Below are 15,047 nucleotides of genomic sequence, written 5' to 3' on the forward strand. Positions count from 1 at the left end.
CGCATCCGAACGAGACGGCCCGGCAAACGGGCGAACCAGGGAGGACTGACCATGCTACGGACGCTGTTTTTGACGGGCGTGACGGCGCTCGGCTTTTCCGGAGGGGTACAAGGCGCGATGGCGAAGGACTATTTCCTCGCAAGCGGTCGCTGGGACAATGTCGTCCTGGTGATCGACCTCGAAAAGGCGCTCGACCCGGCCAATGACGGCACTGCCAAGGCCGTGGTGAACCGGCTCCGCGTCACGCCCGACATCGAGGTCGACGGCAAGACGGTCATATCGAGCGGCCAGCCGATTACCATCGCCATCGCGCCCGACCAGAAGCGGGCCTATGCGATCAACCATTCCGGCCGCACCAGGCCGGAAGCCGCCGCGGCCTTCCAGCATGGCCATGCCGGTACCGTGACCGTGATCGACCTGAAGAAGGCGCTCGATCCTGCCAGCAACAACACGCTCGCCGCGGTCGAGGGTTATATCGAGACCGGTGGCTTCGGGCCGACCGGCTTTGCCATCACGCCCGATGGCAAGCACGCGGCGCTGGCCCATGCCGAGCGCGAGGGCGACGAGGATGGCGGCCGCCATATCAGCATCGTCGATCTCGCGACGAACAAGGTGATCCAGAGGATCGAGCAGGCCTATGGCAAGCCCGGCTTCCCATGCCCGCCCGATCCGGTGCCGCACCGGGCGCCGGACCCGAAATTCGGCTGCTTCCCCGACACCAACGGCGTCACGATCAGCCCGCTCGGCGGCGGCACCATCTTCGGCGCCAATGGCGGCACCGACGACATTTCGGTGATCAGCCTGCAGAAGGCGATTGCCGGCGCGGCCGGCGCTGAGATCGCGCGCATTCCGGTGCAGGTGGGCGGGTTCGGCATCTCGACCAGTCCCGACGGCAAGCTGGTCGCGCATGCCTCGCGCGAAAATGCTCAGACCGACACGCCCGGCAACACAGTCTCGATCATCGACGTCGAAAAGGCGCTGTCCGACCCGGCCAGGGCCGAGATCGCCCGCATCCTGGTCGGCACGGATGACAAGTCGATCCCGACGCGCCCGTTCGTGGCGGCCTTCCTGCCCGACGGCAAGCGTATCCTCTCGACGCATTTCCGCTCGAACAACATCGACATCATCGATGTCGAGAAGGCCATCGCCGGCCAGCCCGCGACGATCAGGCGGGTCGAGCTGAAGACGCCGGGCGGCGAGCCCTCACGCCCACGCGGCATCGCGATCACGCCCGACGGCAAATACGCCGCGATCACCGGCGCGCCAAAAGGCAAGTCGAATTCGAGCGTGGTCTGGATCGTCGATCTCGCCAGCTACGAGGTCAAAGGCCGGGTGACCGAGATCGGCAATGAGAGCTACATGATCGGATCATTCCAGGCTCCGTAGCCGGACCGTCAGATCAGGCCGAGGCCCTTGAAGCTGGCATGACCGTTGCGGCCGACGATGACGTGATCATGGATCGCGATGCCCAGAGGCTTTGCGATATCAACGAGTTAGCGCGTCATCTCCACATTGGCTTCCGACGGTGTGGGGTCGTCGGAGAGGTTATTGTGGATCAGTATGCTCATAGTTTATTTCTTGTGGTTTTTCAATATTTTGCTTAAATATCGAGATCGACTGGGGTCGTTAATTGGTGTATGTATTGCATGATTGCTCGGGATGAATGCCTTTCGATCATAGTCAAACTTTCGCGATACTTCATAGTTCTGCATGGTCACGGATTCGCAACGCGAATTTCGTCATGCCGCATCCCCGATGGCTTGAACAGCCAGCCATAGTGATCGAGCTCACCCTGCCGGAGCGTGCTCCTCCAACGGCAACGACCGGGAGGGTCTGCAAACCACGAGATTGGATTTGTCCCAACGATCGAGCTCGCTGACGGGATAGAGAACCGCCTTGCCGATCTTGATGAAGGACGGACCGATGCGCATCGTTCTCCGGTTCCGCAGCGTGCCTTCGCTGACCTGGCCACGGTAGCGGGCAACAACGTCCTCGAGCGTAAGGTACGCACGGGTCGACACGATATCTCCTGAGGCCGAGCCATGGTGCAGCAGCCTGTTGCACGATTGGATGCGCCTTGGGAGAGCGCCGAGTAGCATAGCGAACCCACGCGGGATGCCTCCCGCAAGATGCGCAGGAGGGCAGGGCAGGCCGCGCAGCTCGACGCCTCGCCGAATTCTCGTTGCGAGCCATGGCCGGGTTCACCGCACGCGGAGCAGCAGCCAATCCTGGCGGATCCCAGCCGGGAGAGAGCCGCTCTTGCGCAATCCGCCCAAAGGAAAGGGGCGCGCGTCGGCAAGAGGCCCAGCGAGCTGTCGCACCTAGGGAGGCGGAGAGCCGTCGCAACTGCCAAGGAGGGAAGGGGACTTCTCAGCTCTCCGAATGGGGCCGTGAAGCTAGCCCTGAACATTCGAGTTTTGTCATGTTCCAGGTGTTCTAGCGGGCATTGATGTTGGGCTCGCAGCCGATCAGGCCTTCCTTGTGGCCCTCGGCGACGACATATTGTGAGAGAGACAAGCGCGGTAAACATAGAGCTGCGCGTTCAGGCAACCTCGACGAGCGCTTTGATGACGCCGGCGGCGGGATCGGTCAGGCCCGCGAATGCCTGGGGCACCTCGGATAGCCGCATACGATGGGTGATCAGGGCGTCGGGCACCTTGCCGGCGCGCAATGCCGTCATCACGCGTTCGAAATCCGCGATCGTGGCGTTGCGGCTGCCCAGCAGCGTGGTCTCGCGCTTGTGGAATTCGGGATCGGAGAAGCTGATCTCGCCCGCCACGATCGAGACCAGCACGTAATTGCCGCCATGGCCGACGAAGCCGAAGCCGCGCTCGATGGCCCTGGGATTGCCGGTGGCGTCGAAGACGGTGTCGAAGAAGTCGCCATCGGTGAGAGCCGAAAGCGCGTCGACGTCGCCCTCGCCGAGCGGGACGGTGGACTCGATGCCGAGATGCGCGCGAGCGAAAGCGAGTCGGTCGGCGCGGCCGTCGATCAGAGTCACCTCTGCTCCTTCAATCTGAGCGAAGATCGCGACCGCGAGCCCGATCGGGCCGGCGCCGGCGATCAGCACCCGGTCGCCCGTTCCGGTGCCGGCCCGCGCCACGGCATGGGCGCCGATCGCGAGGAATTCGACCATGGCCGCCTGGTCGACGCTCAGCCCTTCGGCCTTCAGCACGAACGCCTCCGGAACGGTCAGATATTCGGCCATACCGCCGTCACGGTGCACGCCGAGCACGCCGATCCTGCGGCAGCAATTGGTCTTGCCCTTGCGGCAGGCGTTGCAGCTCCCGCAGGAGATGTAGGGGATGACGGAGACGAGATCGCCGGGCTTCAGGCGGCTGCCCGCCGGCGCCTCCTCGACCGTGGCGGCGAGCTCGTGCCCCATCACGCGCGGATAGGAGAGAAAGGGCTGGTCACCGGTGAAGATGTGCAGGTCGGTGCCGCAGATGCCGATGCGGCGCAGGCGCAGCAGCACCTCGTTCTCGCCGCGGACCGGCCTGTCACGTTCGATGGCGGAGAGCGTGCCGGGCTTGTCGCAGATGATGGTCAGCATGGTGGGCCTGGTCAGGAGGGAGAATGCAGGTGTGGGCGGCCTGCAGGCTGCGGTGATCCGCCCGGGACGGACGTGGGACTCGCCCACGCCCGGAGGATGCTGGCCGGGTCAGTAGAGCACGTTCTTGGCTTCGGGCTTGTCGATATTGTCCTTCGTGACCAGGACGACGCCGGTGTCGACGAGCTTGTCGACCTTGTCCTTCTTGAGGAGCTTCGAGACCGTCTTCACGCCGAGCTCGCCCATCTGGAACGAGCCCTGCACGGCGATCGCCGTCAGCGTGCCGTCCTTGACGAATTCCTGCAGGTCCTGATTACCGTCGAAGCCGACGGCGACGACCTTGCCCGACTTGCCGGCCTGCTTGATGGCGCGGCCCATGCCGATCGCCGTCGGCTCGTTGGCGCCGAAGATGCCCTTGAGGTCAGCATTGGCGGCCAGGACGTCGGTGGTCTGGTTGAGCGCCGTCGCCATCTGCGACTGCGAATAAAACGGGCCGACGATCTGCAGCTTGGAATGAGCCTTGATGTAGTCGGTGAAGCCGCCGACGCGGCCGATCTCCGAGCCGGCGCCAGCGACATAGGACATGACCGCGATCTTGCCGTCGCTGCCGACCTTGTCGATCAGTGCCCTGGCGGCGAGCTCGCCGGCCTTGCGGTTATCGGTGGAGAGGAAGGACTGGTAATACTGCTCGGCGCCCTTGCCGAGCAGGGAGTCGATGATCACGACCGGAATGCGAGCCTCCCAGGCCTTCTTGACCGCCGGGACGAGCGCGTCCGGGTCGGACGGGGCCAGGACGATGGCGGAGACGCCGCGATTGACGGCGTTCTCGACCATGTTCACCTGGTCGGCGATGGCGGATTCGGCGGCCGGGCCCTGGAAGGTCATGGTGTTGCCGGCGCCGACGTCCTTCATCGCCGCATCGGCGCCTTTCTGGACGTTCTGCCAGAAGGTGGAATTGACGGTCTTGACGATCACGGCGATCTCGCCGGCCCTGGCAGGGACCGCGGAGAGCGCCATCGCCGAAGCCAGTAGTGCAGCTGCAAGCTTGTTCATCGCTCGTTTCCTCCAGATGCGGCGCCGGGTTTCCGGTCGCCCGTCGCGGAAGCTCTAGCTTCCCGTCTTCGCGGAAAAGGGTCCGCGCCCGTCTTCATCGGCGATTGCGCAGCTGGTCGATCCAGACGGTGAGCAGGATGACCAGGCCGATGATAATCTGCTGGGTGAAGGCGGAGACGCCGTTCATGTTGAGGCCGTTGCGCAGGATGCCGATGACGAAGGCGCCGATGGCTGTGCCGGAGATGCTGCCGACGCCGCCGATCAGCGATGTGCCACCGATGACCGCGCTGGCGATCGCGTCGAGCTCGTACATCACGCCCTCATTGGGCTGGGCGGTGACCAGGCGCGACATCAACACGCAGCCGGTGAGCCCCGCGAGCGTGCCGGACAGGACATAGGTGAAGTTGATGGTGCGGGCGACGTCGACGCCCGAGAGCCGGGCGGCATCGACATTCGAGCCGACCGCATAGATATGCCGGCCGAGGACCGAGCGGTTCAGCATGAAGGAGACGGCGAGCGCGATCGCGATCATCAGGATCACCGGGTAGGGGATGCCCGGGAAGACCACGGTCGGAAAGCCGTCCTCGCCGATCCTCACCACGCGAAAGAGCGCGCCGTTGCCGAGGACGCCGAAGGATTCGCCGAGCCCCGAGATCGCGCGCGCGCCGGTGATCTGCAGCGCGACACCGCGCGCGATCAGCATCATCCCCAAGGTCGCGATGAAAGGCGGCAGCCTCATCCTGGTGACGAGAATGCCGTTGACGAGGCCGCAGGCCGATCCGGTCAGGATGCCGATCAGCATGCCGCCCCAGACTGGCAGGCCGAGTTCCTTGACGCAGAGCGCCGCCACCACACCGGCCAGCGCTAGCACCGAGCCGACCGAGAGGTCGATGCCGCCGGTGATGATGACGCAGGTGGCGCCGATGCCCAGCAGCGCGATCGAGGTTACCTGCAGTGCGACCGTCATGCCGTTGCCGACGGTGAAGAACGCGTTGCTCGTCAGCGAGAAGATGGCGACGAGTGCGAAGAGGCTGCCAAGCGCCGCGAATTTCTGGATGACGTCCTTCTGCCGGTCGCTCAGCCGGCCGCTCTTCCCGCCGGGGATCGTCGTCACGCTCATGCTCACCTCAACTGCCTGTCCGTCCGTAGCCGGACGCGTAGCGCATGATTTCTTCCTGGTCGGTGCCGGCGGTTTCGAGCACGCCCGTGATCCGACCCTGGTGGAACACGGCGACGCGATCGGTCATGCCGAGGATTTCGGGCAGCTCCGAGCTGATCAGGATCACCCCGATGCCCTGGGCGGCGAGTTCGTCCATGATCCGGTAGATCGCGAACTTGGCGCCCACATCGATGCCGCGCGTCGGCTCGTCGAAGAACAGCAGCCGCGATTCACGGAAAAGCCATTTGCCGATGATGATTTTTTGCTGGTTGCCACCGGACAGCAGCCGGACCGGCTGCCTGATAGACGGCGTCCTGACGTTGAGCAGGTCGACATAGCGCCGGGCGACCTCGTCCTGTCTCGCAAAGTCGATGAGGCCGAACCGGTTCGACACCGCCTCCATATTGGCGAGCGTCAGATTGGCGTCGACCGGCATTTTGAGCGCCAGGCCTTGCCCCTTACGGTCCTCGGAAAGGTAGGCGATGCCGGCCGCGATGGCGTCACGCGGCGAACTGATCGCAAGCTCGCGGCCCTCCAGGATGATCTGACCGGTGTCCGGCGTCTCGGCCCCGAAGATGGCGCGCGCGACCTCCGTGCGGCCGGCTCCCATCAGCCCGGCGAAGCCGAGGATTTCCCCGCGGCGCAAGTCGAAGCTCACATCCGAGAACACGCCCTTCCGGGCGAGCCCTCTGACCGAGAGGATCACTTCGTCGCTCGGCCGCGAGGTCCGCTCGGGGAATTTCTCGTCGAGCGAGCGGCCGACCATGCGTGCCACGATCTCGTCAATGCTGGTGGCGGCGAAATCACCGGTCGAGACATGGCGGCCGTCGCGCAGAATCGTGACGCGATCGACGATCTCGGCCATCTCGTCGAGGCGATGCGAGATGTAGACGATGCCGACGCCGGCGGCCTTCAAATCGCGGATCACCGCGAACAGGAGCTGCGTCTCCTGCTCGGTGAGCGAGGAGGTCGGCTCGTCCATGATCAGCACTTCGGCCTCGAGCGACAATGCCTTGGCGATCTCGACCATCTGGCACTGGGCCACGGAGAGCCCGCGCACCAGGCGGTCGGGATCGATCGCGACGCCAAGGCGGTCGAGGCAGCGCTTCGCATCGGCCTTGAGCTTCTTGCGGTCGACGAGGAAGCCGCGGCGCGGCTCGCGGGCGAGATAGATGTTTTCCGCCACCGACAGATGCGGCACCAGGTTGAGTTCCTGGTGGATGATCGCGATCCCCGCGGCTTCCGCCTCGAGTGGTGAGGAAAAGCGGCGTTCGAGGCCCTTGTAAGTCATCCGGCCGTCATTGGCGGCATAGATGCCGCTGATGATCTTCATCAGTGTCGACTTGCCGGCGCCGTTCTCGCCGCAGACCGCGTGCACCTCGCCGCGGCGCAGATCGAAGCTGACGCCGCTGAGCGCCTTCACGCCGGGAAATTCCTTGGAGATGCCAGCCAGGACCAGCAGGGGTTCGCTTGCCAGCAGCTGATGCGAGCCGAGCGCACGCGCATCGGCAATCTGGCCGTCCTGCATGCTTTTCTCTGCCATCGCTTGCGACGGCAGCCCTCCCTGCGGGTTTATTCTGGCGGCCGACGATAGCACCGACGGAAAATTGGTAAAGCCAATTATTAGAGAAAAATGCGGTAAGAATCGAACGATGTGCCTTAACCGGCAGATTTTCGACATTTAAGACATTCGTGGCATCGTTTTGGCTAATCTGGTAAGGCCAATATCAGAGGTGTGGAATGACGTCCGTTCGCCCGGCCGAGCGCCGGCTCTATCAGCAGGTTGCCGAGCAGATCCGGGCCCTGGTCCAGAGCGGCGCCTTTGCCTGCGGCGATCGCTTGCCGGCCGAGCGGGAGCTCGCGCTGCAGCTGGGCGTCTCGCGCCCTTCCTTACGGGAGGCGCTGATCGCGTTGGAGATCGAAGGCGCGGTCGAGATCCGGATGGGCTCGGGGATTTATGTCGTGTCGGCGGCGAAGACGCGCTCATCCCGCCTGGCCGCGATCGGCGAGAGCCCGGTCGAGCTGATGCAGGCGCGGGCCGTGGTGGAGGGAGCGGTCACGCTGCTGGCGGCGCCGCAGATCACGCCGGAGGTGCTGGTTTCGCTGCGCGGGACGCTGGAGAGCATGCGCGCCGAGATCGAGGAGGGACGCACGCCGACCGATCGCGACCGCCAGTTCCACATAACCATCGCCGAACAGACCGGCAACCATGTGCTGTCCCGCATCGTCGGCGATCTGTTCGATGAGCGGCACAGCCCGATCTCCTCGCAGTTCCGCAACCGCTTCGAGACGCGCGAGACCTGGCGTCTCGCGGTCGCCGAGCACGAGGCGATTCTGGGGGCTCTCGAAATGCGCGATGCGCTGCTGGCGCAGGCGATGATGCACGCGCATCTGGAGCAATCGAAGCGCCGCTGGCTGGAAAGCGACCCGCGCTGATCGGTGCGAGCCCCGGGGCCGGTCGCGCTCGACCTAGCCATGCTGCCGAATTGTCGAGGATCGGCACGGCGGGGCAGGGAGGCTGGCTGGAGGCGGGATACCCGACCGGCGGTCAAGCCGCGCTCCGATTTCCCGACAGAAACGGTCTGAAACGGTCCGATTGCGGCCTCGTGAACATGTCGTGCGGGTCGCCTTGCTCCTCGACGCAGCCCCTTAAGGAATGACGGGCCGATCCTCATCGATCGCCAGTTGCGAAGGATGCCTTCGCTGATCTGGCCACGGTAGCGTTCGACGGCTTCTGCCAGGGTGAGGTAAGCGGGATAGTCACGACCTTCTCCTGTCATCGAGCGATGGTGCGACGGCTTGTTGCGCCCTGCATCCGGGGATGATAGGGCGCGCCGCGAACATGCTGCATACCCTTGCCGTCGATTTAAACTCGTCCCCGGCGGGCCGTCACGGGGCGACGTGAGGCAGCGCGTTCATGGCGTGCAGGTGCAGCCGCATCTTGATGTCCTGGTTGTGGTTGCCGAAGCCGCGGCCGAAAATATTGACCCCTCCCGGCCGGCCCTCCTTGTCATCGATGCCGATACGCAGCCGGATCGAATGGTGGCGATCGAGGTCGATATCCGTCGTGGCGATATCGCTGAGCTTGCGCTCGCCGAGGAAGGTACCTTCGGCTGTGATGCGCCAGGTCGTCAGGATGCCGTATTGGGAGCCTTCGAGCTTCCACCAGGGCGGCGTGTAGGTCCCGCGGCGGTCTCCATAGTCGCCGGGGCAGGTCCAGGTGCCGACCTTGCGCTCGTTGACCCAGAGGCTGATATCGGAGGGCCAGTCGGCATTCGTGCCCGGCACCTCCGACGACATTTCCATCTCGAATTCCAGCGCCGCGATCGTCCGGTTCAGCACCTTAGCGTTGTTCGGGAACTTGTATTCGACATAGCCGCGGCCGAACCAGATCAGCGCCGCTTGCACCCGGCGCGGATCGAGGAACAGTTCTGGTACGTCGAGCACGCCGAGAATACGCTCGGTCGAGCAGAACCCGCAGGGCGCCGAGACGTTCGAACTCGTATAGAGCCCGAGCGGCATTTCGACCTCGACGATGTTGTTCTCGCGGCTCGGGTCGTCGGGGTCGAGATTGACGACGATTTCGGAATAGCGCGCCGTGCAGACCTTCTGCTGGCCCTTGGTGGCCTTGCCAAGCGATGTCGAGATCAGCTCGGCCTCTTCGAGAACCTGGACATTGGTCGCGATCGTCGACTGCGGTAGCCCTAGCGCCTCGGCGATCTGGTTGATGTTCTTGGGGCCGTGCCGGTTGAGCAGCTTCAGGATGCGCAACCTGACCGGGGAGGCCAGGCCGCGCAGTACCTGATATTGCCGCCCGGCATCGACGACGAGAAACCCCTGACCGTGCCGACCCTCGGCCCGTGGCACAGCGCTGCCGTTGCGGCGACGCCCGCGAGTAGACGCTGTCGGGCTCTGGTCCATCTCTGCGGGCGCCGTTCTGTCAGCTTTCGAGCCTGATCACATTCCACGACGCCGGTTGCAATTCCAAGGTGATCTCATCCGATTTGGTCGAGATACCCTTCAATGTCGCCGGTTTGACCTTGAGCGGCTCCTTCTTGCTGTTGGCCGCCTTCAGATCGCTGTGGCGCAACTCGGTCGCCTCGGTGACCTTGAGCTTGCCGAAGCCGCGCGCATTGACCGTGACGTCAAGGCCGCCTTCCAGATCGCGGTTGAGCAGGAAGAGCGAGACGCCTTTGTCGTCGCTGACCACCGACGCCTTCAGATAGGGCGCTTCAATCGGATAGTAGAGGTCCTGCTTGCCGCGCGGATCGAAATAGGAGGCCTGGTAGCTTTCGGATTTGACGATGGCCTTGAGCACGCTGCCGCGGCCGAGCCGGCTCATCTGGGCGAAGGGCCAGAAGATCGTCTGCCGCCAGGCCGGGCCGCCGGTCTCGGTCATGATCGGCGCGATGACGTTGACGAGCTGCGCGAGGCAGGCGGCCTTTACCCGGTCGGCATGGTTGAGAAGTGAGATGCAGGCTCCGCCGAAGACAAGCGCGTCCTCCATCGAATAGATCTCCTCGAGGATCGGCGGCGCTACCGGCCAGCCCTCCTTGACGCGATCCGCTCTGACGCGACGGGTGCGGTACCAGACGTTCCATTCGTCGAAGCTCAGCATGATGCGCTTGTCGGAGCGTCGCCGCGCCGCGACAGCGTCCGAGATCGCGACGACTTCCTCGATGAACTGGTCCATCAGGTCGGGGCTGGCGAGGAAGGCCTTGGTATCGCCGGCATAGTTGTTGAAATAGGTGTGCAGCGAGATGAATTCGACCTGATCGAAGGTGTGCTCCAGCACCTCGTCTTCCCAGCGGCCATAGGTCGGCATGTTGCGACCCGAGGATCCGCAGGCGGCGAGCTCGATCGACGGATCGATCCAGCGCATCATCTTCGCCGCTTCATGCGCGACGCGCCCGTATTCCGTGGCCGTCTTGTGCTCCATCTGCCAGGGGCCATCGACCTCGTTGCCGAGGCACCAGAACTTCACGTCATGCGGCTTCTTCCAGCCGTGCTTGATGCGCAGATCCGACCAGGCCGTGCCGCCGGGGTGGTTGCAGTATTCGACGAGATTGCGCGCTGCGTCGCCGTTGCGGGTGCCGAGATTGACGGCGAGCATGGGCTCGGTCTTCGCCGCCCGGCACCAGTCCATGAACTCGTTGGTGCCGAAGCTGTTGGGCTCGGTGGTGAACCAGGCGAGATCGAGCCGGGCCGGCCGATCCTTGACCGGACCGACCCCGTCCTCCCAATTGTAGCCGGAGACGAAATTGCCGCCGGGATAGCGCATGATCGTCGGGCCGAGCTCCTTGACGAGCTCGAGCACGTCCTTGCGGAAGCCGCGCTTGTCGGCGGTGGGATGTCCGGGCTCGTAGATGCCGCCATAGACGCAGCGGCCCAGATGCTCGACGAAGGCGCCGAAGAGCCGCGGATCGGTGTCGCCGATGGCGAAGGCGCGGTCGAAGGTGATGCTGGCTTTTCTCATGAGGAGACTCCGGGTGTTGCAACCGCTTGGCGTGAATGGATGGCGCGGAAGGCTCCGGCGCTGTCGGGCGTGAGCACGGCGTCGCGGAGTTGGCGGGAATAGGGATGCGTGGGCGCCGAGAGCACGGCGCGCGCCGGCCCCTGCTCGACCACCACGCCCTTCTGCATGATGATCAGCCGGTCGCTGATGTAGTAGGCGGTGGCGAGGTCGTGGGTGATGTAGACGATCGACAGGCCGAGCTCGTCGCGCAGCCGGCCGAACAGGTTGACGATCGACATGCGCAGCGAGGCATCGACCATCGAGACTGGCTCGTCGGCGATGATCAGGCGAGGCTTGGCGACAAGAGCGCGGGCGATGGCGACGCGCTGGAGTTGACCACCGGAAAGCTCATGCGGGAACCGCCCCCTGATTTCGGCGAGCGACAGTCCGACCTGTCTGAGCGCCACGTCGGCCTGCTCCTCGGCCGCGGTCTTGCCCGAGGTGCCGCCGAAGCGTTCGGCGGTCATGAACAGATATCGGTCGAGCTGCTTGAGCGGGTTGAACGCCTCGAATGGATTCTGGAAGATGGGCTGGATCTCGGCCATGAAGGCGCGGCGGTCGTAGGTTGTGACATCGCGTCCCCCGAGCCTGACTTGGCCGGAGCTCGGCGTATGGATGCCGAGAATCATCCGCGCCAGGGTCGACTTGCCCGACCCCGACTCGCCGATCACGGTGAAGATCTCGGGCTTGTCCGCTTCGAGGGCGAAGCTCACCTCCTTCACCGCATCGACGCGTTGCGTCGAGAACAGCCCGCCGCGCGAGAAGCTCTTGCTGACCCGGTCAAGATCGAGGAGCGCGCTCATGCCGCCATCCCCGGATTGACCGCGTGACAGGCGACGCGATGGCCGGACAGCGTCTCGATCATGGCCGGCACGGTCGTCGTGCAGACTGACATGGCGAGCGGGCAGCGCGGGTGGAAGCGGCAGCCCGGTGGCGGGGCGGCGAGGTTGGGCGGCGTGCCTTCCAGGCCCTCGCGCTGCTCGGTATCGCCGATGCGCGGCAGGCTCCCGATCAGGTGGCGCGTATAGGGATGCAGCGGGCGCGCGAAAATCTCGGGCGTCTCGCCATCCTCGACCAGCCGCCCCGCATACATGATGCCGAGCTTGTCGGTCAGGGCCGCGTGCACGCCCATGTCGTGCGTGATGAACAGCACGCTCGATCCCATCTCCTGCTGGATCGTGCGGATCATCCCCAGCACGTCCTTCTGCACGACGACGTCGAGCGCCGTCGTCGGCTCGTCGGCGATGATGAACTCCGGCTTGCAGATCGTCGCGAGCGCGATGGTGACGCGCTGGCGCATGCCGCCGGAAAGCTCGTGCGGATAGGCGGCGAGCACGGAAGGATCGAGCTTGACGCGCTCGAGATGCGCCGCCGCCCTCAAGTCGAACTCGGCCTTGCTGCCACCGAGATGGCGCCAGGCGAAATCGCGGAAGCTGTGCTTGATCCGCCTGAGCGGGTTCAGCACGTTCATCGAGCCTTGCATGATGTAGGAGAGGTGCCGCCAGCGGATGGCGCGCACGACTTCCGGCGGCGCCCGCCCAACCGCGTCCCAGTCAGGCAAAAAGGAGAAGCGGGCCGAGCCGCCGACCATTTCGAGCGGCGGCTTCAGCAGCCCGGCGATCGTCTTGATCAGCGTCGTCTTGCCGGAACTGGACTCTCCCGCAAGGCCATAGATCTCGTTGCGGTTTACGTCGAAGCTGACGCCGTCCACCGCCCTGACCTCGCGGTTGACGCCAAAATAATGGGTGCGGAAATGCGCCTGCAGGTCGCGGACCTGCAGCACCGGCGCCTGCTCGGCCGCGCCGCTCATCGCCCGCCTCCCATCCGGGCCAGACGGCTGCGCGGGTCGATGTACTCGTTCATCGAGACGGCGAGCAGGAAGAGGCCGACGAAGGTCATCACCACGAGCCCGATCGGAAAAGCGATCCACCACCAGATGCCGGCGACCAGCGCCGTGTGCTGGTTGGCCCAGTAGATCATCCCGCCGATGGTCGGCGTGTTGATGTCGGTGAAGCCGAGGACCGCGAGGGTGACCTCGATGCCGATCGACCAGTTCATGTTGTTCATCGTGGTCGAGAACACGATCGGCAGCACATAGGGCAGATGCTCGCGCGCCAGGATCTCGTGCGTCTTCATGCCCGAGAAGATGCTCGTCTGGGTGAATTCGCGCGTCTTGAGGCTGAGCGCGACCGAGCGGATCAGGCGGGCGTCATAGGCCCAGCCGAGGCAAGCCATGATGGTGGCGAGCAGCGGCGTCGACATCGAATCGCGCAGCACGAAATAGAACAGGATCAGAATCGGGAAGAGCGGGATGATGATGAAGGTGTCGTTGATCGACATCAGCACCCGGTCGATCCAGCCGCCGCTGTAGCCGGCGAGCAGCCCGACGACGAGCGCGATCACCCGCGACAGCGCCGCGACCATGATGCCAAAGAAGAGCGTGTTGCGGATCGCCGCCGTGAGTTGCCAGAACACGTCCTGTCCGCGCGAGGTCGTCCCTAACCAATGGGCGGTGGACGGCGGCAGGTCGGGCGGCACGACATAGACGTCGCCTGCCGGATAGGGCGAGACGACGGAGAGCGCCGCCATCACCACCACGATGGAGACAAGAAACAGCCCGATCCGGAACTCCAGATTGTAGCGGATCAGGTCGCGCAGAATGGCCAGCATCAGCGCAGCTCCACGCGCGGGTCGATCAGCGGGTAGAGCAGGTCGATGACCAGCACCCCGACCGAGACGGCGATGATCGAGACGGTGGTGACACCGAGCACGAGCCCGTAGTCGCCGGCATAGACCGCGTCGACGAGGAGGGTGCCGACGCCGGGATAGCCGAAGACTTTCTCGGTGATCACAGCTCCGTTGAAGATGCCGCCGAGCGACATGGCGAGCCCGGTCACCTGCGGCGCCAGCGCATTGCGCATGACGTAGGAGCCGAGCACCCGGCGGCTGTCGAGGCCGGCGGTCTCGGCATAGACGACGTAGTCCTCGGTCACGATGTTCGAGACCAGCGAGCGCATGCCGAGAAACCAGCTGCCGAGCCCGATCAGGATGAGAGAGAGCGCCGGCAGGATCGAATGCCGGGCGACGCTCGAGACGAAGGGCCAGTTCCAGCCCTGCTGCAGGTTCATCGCCGAGCCGCCGGTGATCGGCAGCACCGGCCAGAGGAAGCCGAAGATGATGAGCAGCATCAGCGCGACGATGTAGTAGGGGATCGGGTGGACGCCCATGGCCACCACACCCATGAGTTTGAGCGTGCGGTTGCGCTGGTAGTAGCCGGCGAGCCCGCCGAGCAGATTGCCCAGAACCCAGGTGATCAGCGTCGAGACGATCAGCAGACCGGCCGTCCAGGGCAGCGCCCGGCCGATCAGGCTCGAGACCGGCGTCGGGAAGGCGGAGAGGGAGGGGCCGAAATCGCCGCGCAGGACCCGGCTCCAGAAGGTGACGTACTGTTCGGCCAGCGTCCCCTTGAGCCCGTAGAGTTCCTGTAGCGAGGAGCGCATCGCCGCGATCGCCTCGGGAGCGGTGCTGCCGAAGGACGTCACAGCCGCGATCGACTGCTCGACCGGGTCGATCGGCGAGGCATGGGTGATCACGAAGGCGAGGTTGACGCCGATGAAGACGACCACGACGAACTGGACCAGCCGTTTCGCGAAATAGGCAAGATAAGCGTTCATGCGATCCCGAAAGCTCGACCGGCCCGGGCAGTGCGCCGCCGGCTGGTGATTATCCTCGCAAGGAAGGTCGGGCCGCCTCCGAGAAGCGGCCCGGGC

The 15,047-nt window shown here is 64.8% G+C and carries 13 protein-coding genes and 1 pseudogene; 2 read left to right on the forward strand and 12 right to left on the reverse strand.

The features are described 5' to 3' along the window. Positions 1-51: 51 nt before the first annotated feature. The gene (locus AC1DYU_RS01700; protein WP_476790139.1) at positions 52-1,386 is read left to right on the forward strand and encodes a beta-propeller fold lactonase family protein; all 1,335 of its coding nucleotides are present in this window, start codon (positions 52-54) and stop codon (positions 1,384-1,386) included. An 8-nt stretch (positions 1,387-1,394) separates the two neighbouring features. On the opposite strand, the pseudogene AC1DYU_RS01705 reads toward AC1DYU_RS01700, so the two are convergent. From AC1DYU_RS01705 to AC1DYU_RS01730, 6 genes and pseudogenes are all read right to left on the reverse strand, one after another. Next, positions 1,395-1,571, reverse strand: a pseudogene (locus tag AC1DYU_RS01705) (JAB domain-containing protein); the annotation flags it as partial. A gap of 216 nt (positions 1,572-1,787) precedes the next feature. Then, positions 1,788-2,021, reverse strand: a complete 234-nt coding sequence (locus AC1DYU_RS01710) for a helix-turn-helix transcriptional regulator (protein ID WP_476790140.1) — start codon at positions 2,019-2,021, stop codon at positions 1,788-1,790. A gap of 521 nt (positions 2,022-2,542) precedes the next feature. Continuing rightward, positions 2,543-3,553: a zinc-binding alcohol dehydrogenase family protein gene (locus tag AC1DYU_RS01715; RefSeq protein ID WP_476790141.1), complete on the reverse strand. Its 1,011-nt coding sequence runs from the start codon at positions 3,551-3,553 to the stop codon at positions 2,543-2,545. Between the two features lie 108 nt (positions 3,554-3,661). Next, positions 3,662-4,603: a substrate-binding domain-containing protein gene (locus AC1DYU_RS01720; protein ID WP_476790142.1), complete on the reverse strand. Its 942-nt coding sequence runs from the start codon at positions 4,601-4,603 to the stop codon at positions 3,662-3,664. Positions 4,604-4,697: 94 nt separating this feature from the next. Further along, positions 4,698-5,723 carry an ABC transporter permease gene (locus AC1DYU_RS01725; RefSeq protein ID WP_476790143.1) on the reverse strand — a complete coding sequence of 342 codons (1,026 nt, stop codon included), beginning with the start codon at positions 5,721-5,723 and terminating at the stop codon, positions 4,698-4,700. Between the two features lie 7 nt (positions 5,724-5,730). Further along, positions 5,731-7,290 carry a sugar ABC transporter ATP-binding protein gene (locus tag AC1DYU_RS01730; RefSeq protein WP_476790144.1) on the reverse strand — a complete coding sequence of 520 codons (1,560 nt, stop codon included), beginning with the start codon at positions 7,288-7,290 and terminating at the stop codon, positions 5,731-5,733. A 212-nt stretch (positions 7,291-7,502) separates the two neighbouring features. Between AC1DYU_RS01730 and AC1DYU_RS01735 the strand changes: the two genes are divergently transcribed. Continuing rightward, entirely contained in the window at positions 7,503-8,198 is a 696-nt protein-coding gene (locus AC1DYU_RS01735) for a FadR/GntR family transcriptional regulator (protein WP_158483053.1), read from the forward strand. 453 nt (positions 8,199-8,651) lie between these two features. On the opposite strand, the gene AC1DYU_RS01740 is transcribed toward AC1DYU_RS01735, so the two are convergent. The 6 genes from AC1DYU_RS01740 to AC1DYU_RS01765 are packed head-to-tail and all read right to left on the reverse strand — an operon-like array spanning position 8,652 to position 14,951. Further along, positions 8,652-9,683 (reverse strand): helix-turn-helix domain-containing protein, encoded by a 1,032-nt coding sequence (locus AC1DYU_RS01740; RefSeq protein WP_158483051.1) that lies wholly within the window; start codon positions 9,681-9,683, stop codon positions 8,652-8,654. 19 nt (positions 9,684-9,702) lie between these two features. Continuing rightward, positions 9,703-11,238, reverse strand: a complete 1,536-nt coding sequence (arfA, locus tag AC1DYU_RS01745; RefSeq protein WP_476790145.1) for an arabinosylfuranosidase ArfA — start codon at positions 11,236-11,238, stop codon at positions 9,703-9,705. After that, positions 11,235-12,080 (reverse strand): ABC transporter ATP-binding protein, encoded by an 846-nt coding sequence (locus AC1DYU_RS01750; RefSeq protein ID WP_476790146.1) that lies wholly within the window; start codon positions 12,078-12,080, stop codon positions 11,235-11,237. Before AC1DYU_RS01750 ends, arfA begins: the two co-directional genes overlap by 4 nt. Next, a complete protein-coding gene (locus tag AC1DYU_RS01755; protein ID WP_476790147.1) occupies positions 12,077-13,087 on the reverse strand; it encodes an ABC transporter ATP-binding protein in 1,011 nt (336 codons plus the stop codon). The genes AC1DYU_RS01750 and AC1DYU_RS01755 overlap by 4 nt, the downstream gene beginning before the upstream one ends. Next, positions 13,084-13,947: an ABC transporter permease gene (locus tag AC1DYU_RS01760; RefSeq protein ID WP_158483047.1), complete on the reverse strand. Its 864-nt coding sequence runs from the start codon at positions 13,945-13,947 to the stop codon at positions 13,084-13,086. Before AC1DYU_RS01760 ends, AC1DYU_RS01755 begins: the two co-directional genes overlap by 4 nt. Beyond that, positions 13,947-14,951: an ABC transporter permease gene (locus AC1DYU_RS01765; protein WP_476790148.1), complete on the reverse strand. Its 1,005-nt coding sequence runs from the start codon at positions 14,949-14,951 to the stop codon at positions 13,947-13,949. Before AC1DYU_RS01765 ends, AC1DYU_RS01760 begins: the two co-directional genes overlap by 1 nt. Positions 14,952-15,047: the final 96 nt, after the last annotated feature.

This window comes from Allobosea sp. P2_B12 (assembly GCF_056404835.1).